This is a genomic window from Tranquillimonas rosea, from assembly GCF_900111315.1.
GTDB classification, from domain to species: domain Bacteria; phylum Pseudomonadota; class Alphaproteobacteria; order Rhodobacterales; family Rhodobacteraceae; genus Tranquillimonas; species Tranquillimonas rosea.
In genome coordinates this window covers 90,286-105,409 of the sequence record NZ_FOGU01000003.1, presented here as the reverse complement: position 1 = coordinate 105,409, position 15,124 = coordinate 90,286, and the positions used below count along the sequence as shown (strand labels likewise).

Annotated in this window: 14 protein-coding genes and 1 pseudogene; 6 read left to right on the top strand and 9 right to left on the bottom strand. The window is 63.4% G+C overall.

Translation table 11 applies throughout. The annotated features are described in order from the left end of the window. Positions 1 to 11 precede the first annotated feature (11 nt). The 6 genes and pseudogenes from BMZ25_RS20735 to cobU form a co-directional block, all read right to left on the bottom strand. Positions 12 to 155, bottom strand: a complete 144-nt coding sequence (locus BMZ25_RS20735; protein ID WP_177190395.1) for a hypothetical protein — start codon at positions 153 to 155, stop codon at positions 12 to 14. Continuing rightward, positions 152 to 2,374 carry an NERD domain-containing protein gene (locus BMZ25_RS20395; RefSeq protein ID WP_143071493.1) on the bottom strand — a complete coding sequence of 741 codons (2,223 nt, stop codon included), beginning with the start codon at positions 2,372 to 2,374 and terminating at the stop codon, positions 152 to 154. Before BMZ25_RS20395 ends, BMZ25_RS20735 begins: the two co-directional genes overlap by 4 nt. Positions 2,375 to 2,992: 618 nt before the next feature. After that, positions 2,993 to 4,756: a recombinase family protein gene (locus BMZ25_RS05605; protein WP_092689849.1), complete on the bottom strand. Its 1,764-nt coding sequence runs from the start codon at positions 4,754 to 4,756 to the stop codon at positions 2,993 to 2,995. Positions 4,757 to 4,807: 51 nt separating this feature from the next. Then, positions 4,808 to 5,452: pseudogene (locus BMZ25_RS05600) on the bottom strand (magnesium chelatase domain-containing protein); the annotation flags it as partial. 72 nt (positions 5,453 to 5,524) lie between these two features. Continuing rightward, the gene (locus BMZ25_RS05595; RefSeq protein ID WP_092689848.1) at positions 5,525 to 6,097 is read right to left on the bottom strand and encodes a histidine phosphatase family protein; all 573 of its coding nucleotides are present in this window, start codon (positions 6,095 to 6,097) and stop codon (positions 5,525 to 5,527) included. After that, positions 6,094 to 6,627 carry a bifunctional adenosylcobinamide kinase/adenosylcobinamide-phosphate guanylyltransferase gene (gene cobU / locus BMZ25_RS05590; protein ID WP_092689845.1) on the bottom strand — a complete coding sequence of 178 codons (534 nt, stop codon included), beginning with the start codon at positions 6,625 to 6,627 and terminating at the stop codon, positions 6,094 to 6,096. The genes BMZ25_RS05595 and cobU overlap by 4 nt, the downstream gene beginning before the upstream one ends. A 109-nt stretch (positions 6,628 to 6,736) precedes the next feature. On the opposite strand from cobU, the gene BMZ25_RS05585 reads away from it, so the two are divergent. From BMZ25_RS05585 to BMZ25_RS05560, 6 genes are all read left to right on the top strand, one after another. Further along, complete coding sequence (locus tag BMZ25_RS05585; protein WP_092689842.1) at positions 6,737 to 7,615, top strand: RNA polymerase factor sigma-32; 879 nt, start codon at positions 6,737 to 6,739, stop codon at positions 7,613 to 7,615. Next, entirely contained in the window at positions 7,612 to 8,406 is a 795-nt protein-coding gene (locus tag BMZ25_RS05580) for a ChaN family lipoprotein (RefSeq protein ID WP_092689839.1), read from the top strand. Before BMZ25_RS05585 ends, BMZ25_RS05580 begins: the two co-directional genes overlap by 4 nt. A 63-nt stretch (positions 8,407 to 8,469) precedes the next feature. Further along, positions 8,470 to 9,663: a bifunctional phosphopantothenoylcysteine decarboxylase/phosphopantothenate--cysteine ligase CoaBC gene (coaBC, locus tag BMZ25_RS05575; protein ID WP_092689836.1), complete on the top strand. Its 1,194-nt coding sequence runs from the start codon at positions 8,470 to 8,472 to the stop codon at positions 9,661 to 9,663. Beyond that, the gene (gene dut, locus BMZ25_RS05570) at positions 9,660 to 10,127 is read left to right on the top strand and encodes a dUTP diphosphatase (RefSeq protein WP_092689833.1); all 468 of its coding nucleotides are present in this window, start codon (positions 9,660 to 9,662) and stop codon (positions 10,125 to 10,127) included. Before coaBC ends, dut begins: the two co-directional genes overlap by 4 nt. Beyond that, positions 10,127 to 11,179: a HesA/MoeB/ThiF family protein gene (locus BMZ25_RS05565; protein WP_092689829.1), complete on the top strand. Its 1,053-nt coding sequence runs from the start codon at positions 10,127 to 10,129 to the stop codon at positions 11,177 to 11,179. The genes dut and BMZ25_RS05565 overlap by 1 nt, the downstream gene beginning before the upstream one ends. An 80-nt stretch (positions 11,180 to 11,259) precedes the next feature. Beyond that, positions 11,260 to 13,284 (top strand): M3 family metallopeptidase, encoded by a 2,025-nt coding sequence (locus BMZ25_RS05560; protein WP_092690963.1) that lies wholly within the window; start codon positions 11,260 to 11,262, stop codon positions 13,282 to 13,284. Between the two features lie 19 nt (positions 13,285 to 13,303). Here BMZ25_RS05560 and BMZ25_RS05555 read toward each other — a convergent pair whose 3' ends face one another. The 3 genes from BMZ25_RS05555 to BMZ25_RS05545 are packed head-to-tail and all read right to left on the bottom strand — an operon-like array spanning position 13,304 to position 15,017. Further along, positions 13,304 to 13,552, bottom strand: coding sequence for a hypothetical protein (locus BMZ25_RS05555; RefSeq protein ID WP_092689826.1), 249 nt, complete (start codon positions 13,550 to 13,552; stop codon positions 13,304 to 13,306). Then, the gene (locus BMZ25_RS05550; protein WP_092689820.1) at positions 13,549 to 14,445 is read right to left on the bottom strand and encodes a cation diffusion facilitator family transporter; all 897 of its coding nucleotides are present in this window, start codon (positions 14,443 to 14,445) and stop codon (positions 13,549 to 13,551) included. The genes BMZ25_RS05555 and BMZ25_RS05550 overlap by 4 nt, the downstream gene beginning before the upstream one ends. A gap of 47 nt (positions 14,446 to 14,492) precedes the next feature. Next, the gene (locus BMZ25_RS05545; RefSeq protein WP_092689817.1) at positions 14,493 to 15,017 is read right to left on the bottom strand and encodes an SH3 domain-containing protein; all 525 of its coding nucleotides are present in this window, start codon (positions 15,015 to 15,017) and stop codon (positions 14,493 to 14,495) included. Positions 15,018 to 15,124: the final 107 nt, after the last annotated feature.

Genomic DNA, 15,124 nt, shown 5'->3' with positions numbered 1-15,124 from the left:
TGGACCGCCTGTTAGGCTTGCTTCACTTTCGCAGGATGAAATTTCCCGATGCGAAGGTCGAAGGTGGCCAGCATTGCTTGGGCTCGTGCGAAAATTAAAAACGATTCTGTCTGCCCAGTGCCGTCATCCGCAAAAGCAAAGGTTTCCTTGATCATAGAGCGAACATCTTGCTACGAATTTTTTCGGCATCAGCCAGCAATTCGGCGTAGTCTTGCCTGACAGCGGGCGGAGCAGTCACAGACTTGCTGACAACTCCAACAACATTCCCAGTTGGCCTCACACTGATCTCGAATAGTCGAATATTTGGCTGCTTCAAAGAAATTGCGATTGTTTCAGCGATTCGGATTACATCCGTCGTGACCGGATCGACATTGTCTCTTATGAGGGCAAACACGGCCGTAATCTCACCGCCAACGGCAAAGTATGTTGAGACTTTATGGGCAAGATTGGGAAGTACTTTCTCGTATTGGTTGGATATTTGCGCCCGACCTTCGCCCGACATGTCACGAATGAAGCTGTCTCCCGAAAGCCAGCCCGGTTGTGCAGTAGTGGCTAGCCCATCGAGAACTTCTTGCGTCCGGACAGGATACTTCTGGGTGGGGGGCTGGCAATCCGGCCACTCAGGATGGGTGAAGTAGGGATCCAGTATATCTTCCTGCATGCCGTCGATGGTGATATAATCTGCACCCTCATCTTCAACCATTTGTCTGACACGTTGATCGATACGGTTGTTTGAGATGTATGCTCCTACGTGATCCATCTCGTCGAAAAGATTTACATTTTTCATACCAGCCAGCGCCTGCCTTACGTCCAAATAGTGTAGGAACTCTCCTGCGCCACTTAGCAACCGTCGCAATACGAACAGATCATCGATAGACAATGAGATGAAGTTATGTTGATCGGCGGCTGCAATCACGTCATCTCTTTCCTTTACAGCAGCCGAGTACGGAGAGAACGCTTCTACCGTAAGACCAATTGGATAGACTTTCCGCAGTTCGGCCTTTCTGACCCGTGCAACCTCAACGAAGGTTCCGTCATCGCCTTTTGTATAAAGTGGGGCTTCATCCGATGCATAAATATATTCGATAAAACGTTTGGCCTGACGGTAAGCCTTGATCACAAGTTCTTCGATCTTGTTGACGTGAGACGCCATATTTGACGATGGCGCGGCAAGAGACTCACTTCCCGCCTTTGCTTCCAAGCAGATCATTACGTCATCGATCAAGATGACGCCATCGGTCTCGGCCCACTTCTTCTTTCCAATGGGGTAATAAACGTCGGAGAACACTTTTGCCGTGTGGAGGCTGCTTTTCATCAATTCAGCAAAGGCTGCTTCCGACATCTCTTTCTGCCGGCGGTTCCAATCCTCCCGATACTCTGGTCTGCGCGCTATAATTGCCCGTTGTAAAGCGCGATACAGTGAGTCTCGTATAAAATTTGGTTCAGTACAGAAATAGTCACCGTCGATCTTAACTAGGGGGCGAACTCGTGCTGGTAGCGTCTGAAGTGGCGTTCCGGAAAAATCGGATCCATCTACGAACTGATCTTCGGAGCCTGCTTCATAGCATAGGTCTGCAAGTAGATCATGTGGAATACTGGTTTGCTTGCTTACGTTGAAAATACCGCCAAGCATCATGTCATCGTATGCACTAGATAGCTGTTCGCGGTCTTCGTCGGTCATATTGCCACCGCCTTCTAAGATGGCCAATATGCTCGTTTCAGCAGAATCGGCTTGGTCCGTCGTTTTTTGCAATAACCTTTCTATCACGTCTCTTGCTCGATCAATTCCTTCTCGAGCCGCGGCAGCAGCCGCCTGTATTTCCTTAGCAAGGTCTGGCGCGGAAATGTCATACAGTTCTCGGATGATAGCGTCATGAGGCTGGAGAACATAATTGAGGAACTCCTCTTCCATGACCGGATATCGCCTGCCACGTATCAAGACCCAATTCGTCAGAATCGTGGATTGTAGTTGATAAAGGCTTGTGGTTTCGTTATCGAGATGCTCTGAAATAGAAGAAAAGCCAAGACGAAAAGCTTGTGTGATCGCCTTTTCAGATAACTCAAGAAGTTCCTTAAGGATAACGTCGTCGACGGTTTTTGACGCGGTGGTGTCGGGGAGTCCTTCGGCTGCATAAGTTGCGTGGAGGTATTCCAATGCGAACAAGACATGTTTCTCATCGGCGGTAACGTTTGGAAGGCTTCCATTGCCTTCGTCATCAAATCTAGAGATTAAACTCATCAACATGGTTGACCAGAGGCCGCCAATGAGTTGTTGAGGGTTATACATTAATATTTTTGAGCGAATTTGATCGCAGATGCTGCGAAGTTCAGAAAGTTCTCGTTTTATTTCAGGGGCTGTAAGATCTGCGTGCATATCGTCAATCCAAACCATATTTCAATTTCAATTATTACATGATCGAGTTGAGGTTTTTTGTCCAGCCCTATACCCATAGTGGCACTGCTGTCCTGTGCCTTGTCGCGAATAGTCACAAACGGGTGCATCTTTGAGGCCGTGACACGAAGCACCGCATTGAGGGTTCTTTGCGCATTTTGTTCGCGGACAGCGACGGGCCGGAACCCGCGCTTACGTTTGAGTTGTCGGCCAATGATGCGCAACAAAGCAGAATCGTTGGGCTGGGTGGCGCTTCGGCGTGGGTTGGCCCAGAACGAGTGGTGCGATTCTTCGTGTCGAAGTTGTCGGTTCGACGGCTAACCTATGGCCGCCGTTGCACCGCGCTTCACCGTGGCGAGTTGTTAGGGCGTTTGTAAGGGTTGACCATGCCTTTGCCCTGACACTAGTTCGAATGCGTTGAATGAAACGTTAGATAAAACTCGTTCGGTAGGGCGTGCTGCATGCCTGTTCGTAGACTCTGAAGAGCAAGGGTTTGTGATTCGGCTGGCGGTCGGAAGCGTCATCTTGCCTTGTTGGTCTCAAAAGAGTTGCCGCATACCGTGCGGGCGAGCAGAGTGTGATCTGCCGTGAAAGCAAGAGTCAGGCGTAACCATGCTTTTCCTTCGCTTTTAGAGTGAACTCGTTGATAGTCTGCATGGTGCCCCCAAGGCCCGGCCAAACCAGTCTGTGAGTTCCGTTCCGGAACTTGACCACGTAGTTTCTCTCAAATTCGTCTAGGCGGCGCTTCCCATAGTCGCTTTCAAATAGCTGCTCAAGCTGTTTACTTTCGGTGTACCCTTCTTGTGCGAGTTGATACAGGAGACGATTCGGAACGAGATCAGGAACGTCGCTCGGGTGAACTTCGAAGCCGTTGAAAACCTCAATCCTCTCAATCAAGTCTCGTAGTAGGGCGTGAACTTCGGCTCGGAATATTTTCGCTTCCTCAGGTGTCGTGCCTGTTAAGCGATCCTCGTAATGCTTGAGAGTACTGTTAGTTGCTTTCGATGGTCGTGTGTGGTCCAGCCGGAAGAGTTCACTGTTGATTTGCTTAATGCTAGTTTCGGCTTCATCTATCATGGACTGCGTGGCATCTATTTTTTGTGCTACAGTCTTTGCGGCTGTTGGGTTGGTGAGGAGTCCTAAATTTTCACTCAGATTGGATATCTTCGACTCGGCCTCGTCAATTTTTGCTTGTAGTACTGCCCGCCTCTCCTTGAGGCTTGATTTATGGGCGGCGTTCTCGTTGGATTCGCTTTCAAGTTCATTTAGATCGATCTCCGAAATAAGGCGAAGAAAGCTATTCTCGAATTCGTCGTATCGCCAATGGGGGCAGGTGCAGCCGTTCCCTTGGTATGAGTTTTGGCAAAGAAGATAGCTTTGTCCCTTCGGCGGGCGGCCCTTGTTTCGAAAGATCATTGTGCCGCCACAGTTCCCGCAGTATGCGAGGCGCGAGAATAGGTTTGAGAACTCAGTTCCTTTCCGCCCGGCTCCGGTCGTTCGTCGCTCCTTCATAAGGAGCTGCGCACGTGTGAATTTTTCAATACTGATGATCTGAGGGAAATAGTCTTCAACCGGGCCACCTTCGGGCGTTCGCTTGCCGTCATTTTTTTTGTGTGGCTGGAATGTTCCGACTGTTGCTTCGTTTTTCAGTATCTTGTTTACGTATGACTTGTTCCAATGCTTGGCCTTTGCGATTGGTGGGTGGTTTTCTAGGTCGGAGTTCAAATGTTTTGTAATTGCGTAGACGCCCAAGCCGCCAATATAGAGATCGAAAATTTTCTGAACTGTTTTGGCGCGATGTTCGATAATTTCGAAGCTACGTCGATCGTCAGTTAGGCGCAGCCACGAGGGCGCTTTACTGGTTATCGGTATTTCGGAGATTTCATCTCGTTTTTTCTTCCAGACCGCTTGCAGGCGTTTCGATTTTGTTTCCGACTCTTCGTTTGCCCGCATCATTGCGATTATAGAAATATGTATTTGCCCAGTATTGTCGTCGATGCTTTCCTTTGTGTAATACTGGTTGTCAAATAGTGTTACGATCCCAATTCCACTATTAATGATGGAAAAGAATAGTTCGAGCGCATCAGTTATTTTGCTTCTGGTTAGGCGATCGAGTGATTCGATGATTAAAATACTTTCTTGTGGGATCCTGCCGCTCTTAACGTCGGCAAGAAATTTGCTCAGGGCGCCGCTTTGGGCGTTGTCGCCTTTAAACGCACTAACGCCGATATCTTTGTAGTTGTCCACTAACTGATAGCCATTCTGCTCGGCATAGACGCGGCTGGCTTCTAGCTGCCTGCGTAGGCTATCGCCAGTTAATTGGACGTCTGTCGACATTCGAAGGTAGCTGTATGCTTGTTTCATGTCGGTTTCCTTGGCGTTACTTTCGTCTATAACGCGTCAAACAATTGGTTACAACAGCAACAGGTGGTGCCGCCCCGCCGCCGCGATCTCGAGCGCGCGCTTGGCGCGCTCCTGCCCCTTCACCTCGCGCAGGTCGCGGCGTGAATCGCCGGCCCTGACCTCGCCGGCATCGGCGGGGGGCAGCACCGTCTGGCCCGAGACATGCTGGATCGCGGCGGCGAGCGAGGTCGGCGCGATCACCTCGGCGGCGCCGACCCAGGCGGCCTCGGGGCCGCAGGGCTCGGGGCAGATCAGCGTGCGCTCTTCCTCGGCGGCGGTCATGGCGGCGGGCAGCGCGCCGATCACGGGAACGAGCGTGCCGTCGAGCGACAGCTCGCCCAGGGCCAGACTGCGCTCCACCGCGTCGCGTGGCAGGATGTCCAGCGCCGCCAGCAGGGCCAGCGCGATGGGCAAGTCGAAATGCGAGCCCTCCTTGGGCAGATCGGCCGGCGACAGGTTCACCGTGATGCGCTTGGACGGCAGCGCGATGGACAGGCTGCTGAGCGCGGCGCGGACGCGGTCGCGCGCCTCGCTCACCGCCTTGTCGGGCAGGCCCACGAGGGAGAACGCGGGCAGTCCCGGCGCGACGGCGCATTGCACCTCGACCAGCCGGGCCTCGATCCCCTCGAAGGCCACCGTATAGGCGCGCGCGATCATCGGCCCCTTTCCTGCACGACAGGGATACCGGCTAGTGCAGGGGCGTTGAGGAAGGGTTAACGGCCCTCGCGCTCAGGGAGACCGGTTGACGCTTTCCATCCGCCAGCTGCCGTCGAAGACGATCGTCGTGACCGAGAGGTTGGCGATCGGTTGGCCGAACGTCCGGTATCCGTCGAAGCCCGTGGCCCTCTGCACCTGGGTCAGGATCGCGCCCATATGCGCGACCGCGACGATCTCGCCGCCCCACGCCGCCAGGCGGTCCGCGGCGGCCGAGACGCGGCGGCAGACGTCGTTCCAGCTTTCGCCCTCGGGGGCGGTGACCTCGCCGGGCTCGTCCCAGAAGCGGCGGATCAGCTGCGCCTCGTCCCCGGTGATCTCGTCATGGCGCCGCATCTCCCACGTGCCGAAATTGATCTCTCGCAGGTCGGGGTCGTGAGGCAGGCGGGGCCGCCCGTCGGCGATGGCGTCCGCCGTGGTGACCGCGCGGCCGAGATCGGACGAGACGACCGCAGCGTCGCGCGGAAGCACCGCCGCCAGCCGCCCCAGCGCCGCGGCGTCCGACAGGTCGGCGGCCACGTCGGACCAGCCCACCATGCCCGAGGCATGGGTCGGCCCGTGCCGCACCCACCAGAGCCGCGCCGTCATGCCAGCCCCTCCGGCAGCGTGCCCTTCAGCGCGAAGGGCAGGCCGGCCATCACGCCAATGACGGTGCCCGCCTCTGCCGCGAGCGACCGGTTCAGCTGCCCCTGAGCGGCGCGAAAGCGGCGCGAGAGGGCGTTCTCGGGCACGATCCCCTGGCCGACCTCGTTCGAGACGACCACGACCGGGCAGGGCGCGTCGGCGAGGGCCGAGACCAGCCGCGCGCCTTCGGCGTCGACGTCGCGGTCGGCAAGCAGAACGTTGCTCAGCCACAGCGTCGCGCAGTCCAGAAGCACGATTTCGCCTGAGTCCCGGCCGGAAATCGCCCCGGCGGCGTCGAACGGGGCCTCGAGCGTGGTCCACGCCTCGCCCCGCGCCGCGCGGTGCCGCTTTATCTTGGCCCGCATTTCTTCGTCGAACGCCTGGGCGGTGGCGACATAGACCCGCGGTAACCCGCTTTTAAGAACGAATTTCTCGGCGATATCCGATTTTCCGGAACTCGCCCCGCCTAGGACGAGAGTAACTTTTGACAACATCCAACGGAACTTTCTGTAATCCGCACGCGTCTACCCCCCGTAACCAGTAACGTCTGACGCATTCAGCCCGGGCGCGCTGCGCAGGGCAAAATTACCGCGGGGAATACGTATGGCACTCGATGGATTCACCGACCAGACCTTGTCGCGCCGCGCGATGCAAGCGGAGTTGCTGGACGCCGAAACCGAACTGGAACTGGCTTATGCCTGGCGCGATCATCGCGACGAGCAGGCACTGCACCGGCTCGTGACCGCCTACATGCGGCTGGCGATATCCATGGCGGCGAAGTTCAGGCGCTATGGCGCCCCGATGAACGATCTTATCCAGGAAGCCGGGCTGGGCCTGATGAAGGCCGCCGAAAAGTTCGACCCCGATCGCGGCGTGCGGTTCTCGACCTACGCGGTCTGGTGGATCAAGGCGTCGATCCAGGATTACGTTATGCGGAACTGGTCGATGGTTCGCACCGGGTCGACCAGCAGCCAGAAATCCCTGTTCTTCAACATGCGCCGGGTCCAGGCGCGGCTGGAGCGTGAAGCTGCGGCCCGTGGCGAGAAGATGGACCGTCATCAGCTGCGCGAGCTGATCTCCGTCGAGGTCGGCGTGCCGATCCACGACGTCGAGATGATGGAAGGCCGCCTGGCCGGCTCGGATTACTCGCTCAACGCCACGCAATCCGCCGAGGACGAGGGGCGCGAGTGGATCGACGCGCTCGAGGACGAGGGCCAGCAGGCCGCCGAGAGCGTCGCCCACGACAAGGACATGGGGACGCTCCGCACTTGGCTCGTCTCGGCCATGTCGCAACTGAACGACCGCGAGCAGTTCATCGTCCGCGAGCGCAAGCTGCGCGACGATCCGCGGACGCTCGAGAGCCTCGGCTCGGAGCTGGGCCTCTCGAAAGAGCGGGTCCGACAGCTCGAGGCGGCGGCGTTCACCAAGATGCGCCGGTCGCTCGAGACCCAGTCGCGCGAAGTGATGCACTTCCTCGCGTGAAGGCGCTGGTCTGTGCTGCGGCGCTGGGTGTCGCCGGCGCCGCGCAGGCGGAACTGATCGATCCCGAAGCGCTGCGCTTCGAGGGTGCCGATGTCGTCATCATGGGCGAACGGCACGACAATCCCGTTCATCACGTCAACCAAGCGGCCTGGATCGCGCGGCTGCAGCCGGCGGCGGTCGTCTTCGAGATGCTGACGCCCGATCTTGCCCTGACGGCCGAGAGCAACTCGGACCCCGCCGTGCTGGGCGCCGTGCTGCGCTGGGAAGAGCGGGGGTGGCCGGATTTCACGATGTATTACCCGGTGTTCCGCGCGGCGCGCGAGGCGGCCATCTTCGGCGGCGGCGTGCCCACTGAAGAGGCGCGGCTGGCCGTGTCCGACGGCGCCGCGTCGGTGATGGGGCCGGCGGCGGAGATGTTCGGCCTCGACCTGCCGCTTTCGGACGAAGAACAGGCGACCCGCGAAGCGGACCAGGCGACGGCCCACTGCGATGCGTTGCCCGACGACGTCCTCCCCGGCATGGTCGAGGCGCAGCGACTGCGCGACGCCGCCCTTGCGCGCGCCGTGATCGCCGCGATGGCCGAGACCGGCGGTCCGGTGGTCGTTGTCACCGGTAACGGCCATGCCCGGCGGGACCGGGGCGTTCCCGCGGCGCTGGAGGCGGCGGGGCAATCGCTCGAGGTTCTGTCCATCGGACAGCTCGAGGCGCCGGCCGAAGGGGCGGTGCCCTACGATGTCTGGACCGTGACGGATGCGCCCGAACGTCCCGATCCGTGCGAGGCCTTTCGCTGAGCCTTGCCGCCTTCCGGCATGACTCCTAGAACCGGAGCGTGGGGCGTCACCGGAAGGACAGCGATGCTGGCGGGCAAACATATTCTTCTGATCGTCGGCGGAGGGATCGCGGCCTACAAGTCGCTCGATCTCATCCGGCGACTGCGGGAACGCGGCGCGGCCGTCACGCCGGTCCTGACCCGTGCGGGGGCCGAGTTCGTGACCCCGCTCTCGCTGTCGGCGCTGGCCGGGCGCAAGGTCTATTCCGATCTCTGGGACCTCACCGACGAGGCCGAGATGGGGCATATCCAGTTGTCCCGCGCCGCCGATCTGGTGGTCGTTGCGCCCGCGACGGCGGACCTGATGGCCAAGATGACCGGCGGTCATGCCGATGACCTGGCCTCGACCCTGCTGATGGCCACCGACAAGCGCGTGTTGATCGCGCCGGCGATGAACGTTCGGATGTGGCAGCACCCGGCGACGGTGCGGAACCTCGCGACCCTGACCGCCGACGGCGTGCTGACGGTCGGCCCGAACGAGGGCGACATGGCCTGTGGCGAATACGGCCCCGGCCGCATGGCCGAGCCGCTGGAGATCGTCACCGCGATCGAGAGCGCCTTGGGAGACGGGCCGCTGAAGGGCCGGCGCGTGCTGGTGACCTCGGGCCCCACGCACGAGCCGATCGACCCCGTCCGCTACATCGCCAACCGCTCCTCGGGCGCGCAGGGCTCGGCTCTGGGGCATGCGCTGGCGGCGCTCGGGGCCGACGTGACCTTCGTGACGGGCCCGGCGGAGGTGCCGCCGCCCGCCGGCGTCGACGTTGTCCGCGTCGAGACCGCGCGCGAGATGCTGGCCGCGACCGAGGCGGCGCTGCCTGTGGACGCGGCCATCTTTGCCGCGGCGGTGGCGGATTGGCACGTCGCCGGGTCGGAGCAGAAGATCAAGAAGACCGGCACGACGCCGGTGCTGGAGTTCTCCGAGAACCCCGACATCCTGGCGCGCGTGGCGCAGCGCGACCGCGACCGTCCGCGCCTTGTCGTGGGCTTCGCCGCCGAGACCGAGAACGTTCTGGCCCATGCCGAGGCCAAGCGGACGCGCAAGGGCTGCGACTGGATCGTTGCCAACGACGTCTCGCCCGCGACGGGGATCATGGGCGGAACCGAGAACGCTGTGACGCTGATCACCGAGACAGGCGCCGAGGAATGGCCGCGCGCCGGCAAGGCCGACGTCGCCCGCCGGCTGGCCGAACGCATCGCCGACGCGTTGGGCCCGGCATGAGCGTCACGATCGAGATCCTGCGCGACGATGGCGCCGATCCCGCCGTCGCCTTGCCCGACTACGCGACGGCCGGCGCGGCGGGGGCCGACGTCAGGGCGAATTTGGCCGAGGCGGATCGCGCGGCGGGGCTGCTGCTGGCGCCGATGGCGCGGGCGATCGTGCCCACCGGCCTGCGGCTGGCGATCCCCGACGGCTACGAGGTGCAGATCCGGCCCCGGTCGGGGCTGGCCGCGCGCCACGGGGTGACGCTGGTCAATGCGCCCGGCACGATCGACGCGGATTACCGCGGGCCGCTTGGCGTGCTCCTGATCAATCTCGGCGGGCAGGCAGTCCGGATCGGGCATGGCGACCGGATCGCGCAGATGGTCGTCGCCCCCGTCACGCGGGCGAGCTTCCACGAGGTCGGCACTCTGGGCGAGACCGCGCGCGGCGCGGGCGGGTTCGGGTCCACGGGGCGCAGCTGATGGCGCTGATCCTGATCATGGCGGCGGCGCTGTGGGGGCTGGGGCATCTGATGGACGCGCCCCGGCAGGCCCGCTGGACGATGATCGGCCTTCTGTATGTCGCCGTTCTGGCCGTTCACGTAGCGTTGCCGCAGGGTCATCCACTGCGTGCGGCGACCGGCGGCTCGGCCGGGGAGTGGCTGGTGCTGGGCGGTCTCCTGGGGCTGGTCCTGGCCTATCGCAAGGGGCTGGCGCGGGTGCGCGCCCGCGTCCGTCCCGAGAACCGCCCCGCCGAGGCGCAGCCGGGCACCTTCGCGACCGGCGAGATAGACCGCTACGCCCGGCACATCGTCCTGCGCGAGATCGGCGGCGTCGGGCAGAAGCGGCTGAAGGAGGCCAGCGTGCTGGTCGTGGGCGCCGGGGGGCTGGGCTCGCCCGCGATGCTTTACCTCGCTGCCGCCGGTGTCGGCACGATCGGGGTGGTCGACGACGACGACGTCGAGGGCACGAACCTGCAGCGGCAGGTGATCCACACGGACGCTAGGATCGGCAAGCCCAAGGTCTTTTCCGCGGTCGACGGCATGCGGGCGGTCAATCCCCATGTCACCGCGCGGCCCTATCGCCGCCGGCTCGACGCCGAGGCCGCCGCCGATCTGGTGGGCGCGTACGATCTTGTGCTGGACGGCTGCGACAATTTCGAGACGCGCTATCTGGTGAACCGCGCCTGCGCCGAGGCCGGCGTGCCCCTGATCGGCGCTGCCCTGTCGCAATGGGAAGGGCAGCTGTCGACCTATGCGCCGGCCGCCGGGACGCCCTGCTACGAATGTATCTTTCCCAGCGCCCCCGCCGCCGGGCTGGCGCCCAGCTGTGCCGAGGCGGGCGTGCTGGGACCGCTGCCAGGCGTCGTCGGCTCGATGATGGCGGTCGAGGCGATCAAGGAGCTGACCGGGGCGGGCGAGGGGCTGCGCGGGCGGCTGCTGATCTATGACGCGCTCTACGGCGAGACGCGGACCATCGCGTTGAAACGCCGGCCCGATTGCCCCGTCTGCGGCGACCGGCCCGCGCCTGCGTGACACCACTGGCGCTTGATCCCCGACCGGGGGCACGCCACCTTTCCAACACGGCGCCCTGTCGGCGACCGAGAGGAGACATGATGACCAACCCGCTTCTGTCCGAATGGGACACGCGCTTCGAGATGCCCCCCTTCGACAAGATCGAGGATTCGCACTTCGAAGAGGCCGTCGATGCCGCGCTGGCCGAGGCCCGCGAAGCGGTCGACGCCATCGCAAAGTCGGAGGCGTCGCCCACCTTCGCCAACACGGTCGAGGCGCTGGAGCGCGCGGACGAGACGCTGGGCCGCATCCTGTCGGTGTTCTACACGCTGGCCTCGACCGACTCGAACCCCGAGCGGCAGCGCCTGCAACGCGAGTTCTCGCGCAAGCTGTCGGCCTATTCCTCGGAGGTGGCGATGAACGCCGACCTCTTCGCGCGGATCGAGACGCTCTGGCAGCAGCGCGACTCGCTCGACCTGACCGACGAGCAGCATCGGCTTCTCTACCTGACGCGGCGCTCCTTCGTGCGCGCGGGGGCGCAGCTCGAAGGGTTTCCGCGCGACCGGCTGTCCGAGGTCAAGGCGCGGCTGTCGAGCCTGGGGACGCAGTTCACCCAGAACATCCTGGCCGACGAGCGGGAGTGGGCGATGGAACTGGCCGAGGCCGACCTGGAGGGCCTGCCGCAATTCGTCATCGACGGCGCCCGCGCTGCCGGGGCCGAGCGCGGTCTGGACGGACCCGCGATCACGCTGTCGCGCTCGCTGATCGTGCCCTTCCTGCAGTTCTCGCCCCGCCGCGATCTGCGCGAAACCGCGTGGCGTGCCTGGACCTCGCGCGGTGCGAATGGCGGCGAGACCGACAACCGCGACATCGCCGCCGAGGTGCTGCAGTTGCGGGAAGAGCGGGCGATGCTGCTGGGCTATGACAGCTTCGCCGATTACAAGCTCGAGACCGAGATGGCCAAGACGCCCGGCGCCGTCCGCGACCTGTTGATGAAGGTCTGGACGCCCGCGAAGGAGGCCGCCGATGCCGACGCCACCCGCCTGGCGGCGATGATGCATGCCGACGGCGTGAACGGCGACCTCGAACCCTGGGACTGGCGTTATTACTCCGAGAAGCGCCGCAAGGAAGACCACGATCTCGACGAGGCCGAGCTTAAGCCGTATTTCCAGCTGGACCGCATGCTCGAGGCCGCGTTCGCCTGCGCCAACCGACTGTTCGGGATCGAGGCGCAGCCCGTGGACATACCTGTCCATCACCCCGACGTGCGCGCCTACGAGATCACCCGCAATGGCGCCCATGTCGCCATCTTCCTCGGCGACTATTTCGCGCGGGGCGGCAAGCGGTCGGGTGCGTGGTGCACCACCCTGCGCAATCAGCAGAAGCTGGCCGGCGACATCCGCCCCGTCGTGCTGAACGTGTGCAACTTCGCCAAGCCGACGGAGGGGCAGCCCGCGCTTCTCTCCTATGACGACGCGCGCACGCTGTTCCACGAGTTCGGCCATGCGCTGCACCAGATGCTATCGGACGTGACCTACGAATCCGTCTCGGGCACCTCGGTCGCGCGTGACTTCGTCGAATTGCCCAGCCAGCTCTACGAGCACTGGCTCGAAGTGCCCGAGGTGCTGTCCGAATTCGCCACCCACGCCGAAACCGGAGAGCCGATTCCCGAGGCGCTGCGCGACCGGCTGCTCGCCGCGACGACGCATGACATGGGCTTCCAGACGGTCGAGTATATCGGCTCGGCGCTGGTCGATCTGGAGTTCCACGCCGAAGAGGCGCCGGACGATCCGATGGAGCGGCAGGCCGAGATCCTGGAATCAATCGGCATGCCCGCCGCGATCCCCATGCGCCACGCGACGCCGCATTTCGCCCATGTATTCGCCGGCGACGGCTATTCCAGCGCCTACTACAGCTACATGTGGTCCGAGGTGATGGACGCCGACGCCTTCGCCGCCTTCGAGGAGGCGGGCGGCGCCTTCGACCCCGAGCGCGCGAAGGCGCTCGAGGACGACATCCTGTCCAAGGGCGGCACCGAAGAGGCCGAGACGCTCTATACCCGGTTCCGTGGCCGGATGCCGGGGGTCGAGGCGCTGCTAAAGGGGCGTGGCCTGATCGACGCCTGACGGTGCCGGGCCGCCGCGCTCACTCCTGCCGGTAGCGGCGCGTGGCGGCCAGGATCTCGCGCATCTCGTCGGACAGGGCCGCCTCCACCGCGACGGCGTCGCCCGGCAGGCTGCCGGGATCCTCCTGCGCGTCCTGCAGGACCGCACCGTCCTGCAGCCACTCCAGCAGCGCCTCGCCGTCGGGGCGGGCGGCTAGCGTCGCGACGATCCGGGCCAGCACCTTGCGCTGCGCCAGAAGTCGGCCTTCGAGGGTATCGGTCGATGTCATGCGGGGTCCTCCTCCGGCTCGTCGTCCGGGTCCTTGTGGATGATCACGTCGGCATGGGGATAGTGGTGCAGGATCTCGCGCCGCAACCCTGCGCCGATGGCATGGGCGTCGCGCAGCGGCTGGTCGCCGTCCAGTTCGATGTGCAGGTTGACGAAGACCCGGCTGCCGGCCGTGCGCGTCTTGAGGTCGTGCCAGCCCCGCACGCCGGGCCAGCGGTCCGCGATGGCGGCGATCCCCTCGACCAGCCGCGGGTCCGCGCGCCGGTCCATCAGGGCGTTCCAGGCGCTCAGGCCGATCCGCACGGCCCCCACCGCCAGCATCCCGGCGGCGCCCAGGGCCACCACGCTGTCGACCTGCCCCAGCCCGAACCGCGCCGAGGCCCAGAGGGCCAGGATCGCGCCGATATTCGGGATCAGGTCGCCGAGATAGTGCAACCGGTCGGCCTGGACCACGCGGTTGCCGGTCTTGCGCGCGACCCGGGCCTGCCAGGTGATGAGGCCCGCGGTCAGCACCACCGACAGAAACATCACCGCGATCCCGCGGCCCTCGGCCTCCAGCGGCGGCGCCTCGCCGGTCAGCCGCAGCATCGCCGCCACGGCAATCGCCGCAGCCGAGATCAGGATGAACAGGCTCTGCCCCAGCGCGGCCAGGTCCTCGGCCGAGGAATGTCCGAAGGCGTGGTCCTCGTCCGGCGGCCGCGCGGCGTAGGCGACCGCGGCCAGCCCACCGAGGGACACCATCAGGTCGAGCGCGCTGTCGGCCAGCGAGGCCGCGATGGACAGCGCGTTCGTCGTCCCGAGCGCCCAGAGCTTCGCCAGCACGAGACATCCCGCCACGCTGACAGACGCCAGTGTGGCCGACAGGTTCATGCGGGTCTGCGTGTCGACGCTCATGTGTCCCTGCTAGGCCCGGGCGGGGCCGGGGGCAAGCGGCCGCGCGGTCACTCGCGCAGCTCGTCCGCGCCTACGCCCCAGATTTCCGACTTGTGCACCCAACCACCGTAGCCGCCGGTCCGGACATAGCACCAGCGCGGCTCGCAGGCGCCGAGGCGGCCGACCACGCCGGACTGGGCGAGGGCGTTGGCCGGCGCGGTGTCCACCGGCTTCATCCGCATCGTCGCCTCTTCCTCGAACAGCACGGTGCGCACGCCGGACAGGAGCGAGTAATGCACCCAGCCGCCCGCGCCGTCGCGGTCCTGGATGCGCCGCCAGTGGCCGTATTCCGCGGTGATCTGCAGGGGCAGGTCCTTGCGGCGATAGACCCAGTCGATCCGGTGGGTCAGCGACGGCCCCCGGCGCACGTTGGCCTCGGTGGCCTTCATCGACACGAAACGCGGAATCGGCAGCCCAGTGACGGGGCCGACCGGCTTGCCCTCACCGGTGTCCGCCGCCAAGGCGGCCTGCGCCGCGAGGCACAGGATCAGCGCGGCGCGAAGGACCGCGCGCCCGCACGCTCTGATCGTCATGTTGCGGTTTCCGTTGCTCAAGCCTGCTTGCCCGTGGATGCGGGATCTTGCGGTACTTGCCCCGCGTCCCGTTCCTTGACACTTTGCCCGCCAAGGGCCGAAAAGAA

What these genes read in the sequence shown, in the direction of transcription:
- BMZ25_RS05595 (WP_092689848.1), bottom strand. Translation starts at nt 6,097, where the DNA reads ATGACGGCGCGGCTCTGGTGGGTGCGGCACGGGCCGACCCATGCCTCG.
- coaBC (WP_092689836.1), top strand. Translation starts at nt 8,470, where the DNA reads ATGCTGGCGGGCAAACATATTCTTCTGATCGTCGGCGGAGGGATCGCG.
- cobU (WP_092689845.1), bottom strand. Translation starts at nt 6,627, where the DNA reads ATGTTGTCAAAAGTTACTCTCGTCCTAGGCGGGGCGAGTTCCGGAAAA.
- BMZ25_RS20735 (WP_177190395.1), bottom strand. Translation starts at nt 155, where the DNA reads ATGATCAAGGAAACCTTTGCTTTTGCGGATGACGGCACTGGGCAGACA.
- BMZ25_RS05605 (WP_092689849.1), bottom strand. Translation starts at nt 4,756, where the DNA reads ATGAAACAAGCATACAGCTACCTTCGAATGTCGACAGACGTCCAATTA.
- dut (WP_092689833.1), top strand. Translation starts at nt 9,660, where the DNA reads ATGAGCGTCACGATCGAGATCCTGCGCGACGATGGCGCCGATCCCGCC.
- BMZ25_RS05560 (WP_092690963.1), top strand. Translation starts at nt 11,260, where the DNA reads ATGACCAACCCGCTTCTGTCCGAATGGGACACGCGCTTCGAGATGCCC.
- BMZ25_RS05585 (WP_092689842.1), top strand. Translation starts at nt 6,737, where the DNA reads ATGGCACTCGATGGATTCACCGACCAGACCTTGTCGCGCCGCGCGATG.
- BMZ25_RS05545 (WP_092689817.1), bottom strand. Translation starts at nt 15,017, where the DNA reads ATGACGATCAGAGCGTGCGGGCGCGCGGTCCTTCGCGCCGCGCTGATC.
- BMZ25_RS05555 (WP_092689826.1), bottom strand. Translation starts at nt 13,552, where the DNA reads ATGACATCGACCGATACCCTCGAAGGCCGACTTCTGGCGCAGCGCAAG.
- BMZ25_RS05565 (WP_092689829.1), top strand. Translation starts at nt 10,127, where the DNA reads ATGGCGCTGATCCTGATCATGGCGGCGGCGCTGTGGGGGCTGGGGCAT.
- BMZ25_RS05550 (WP_092689820.1), bottom strand. Translation starts at nt 14,445, where the DNA reads ATGAGCGTCGACACGCAGACCCGCATGAACCTGTCGGCCACACTGGCG.
- BMZ25_RS20395 (WP_143071493.1), bottom strand. Translation starts at nt 2,374, where the DNA reads ATGCACGCAGATCTTACAGCCCCTGAAATAAAACGAGAACTTTCTGAA.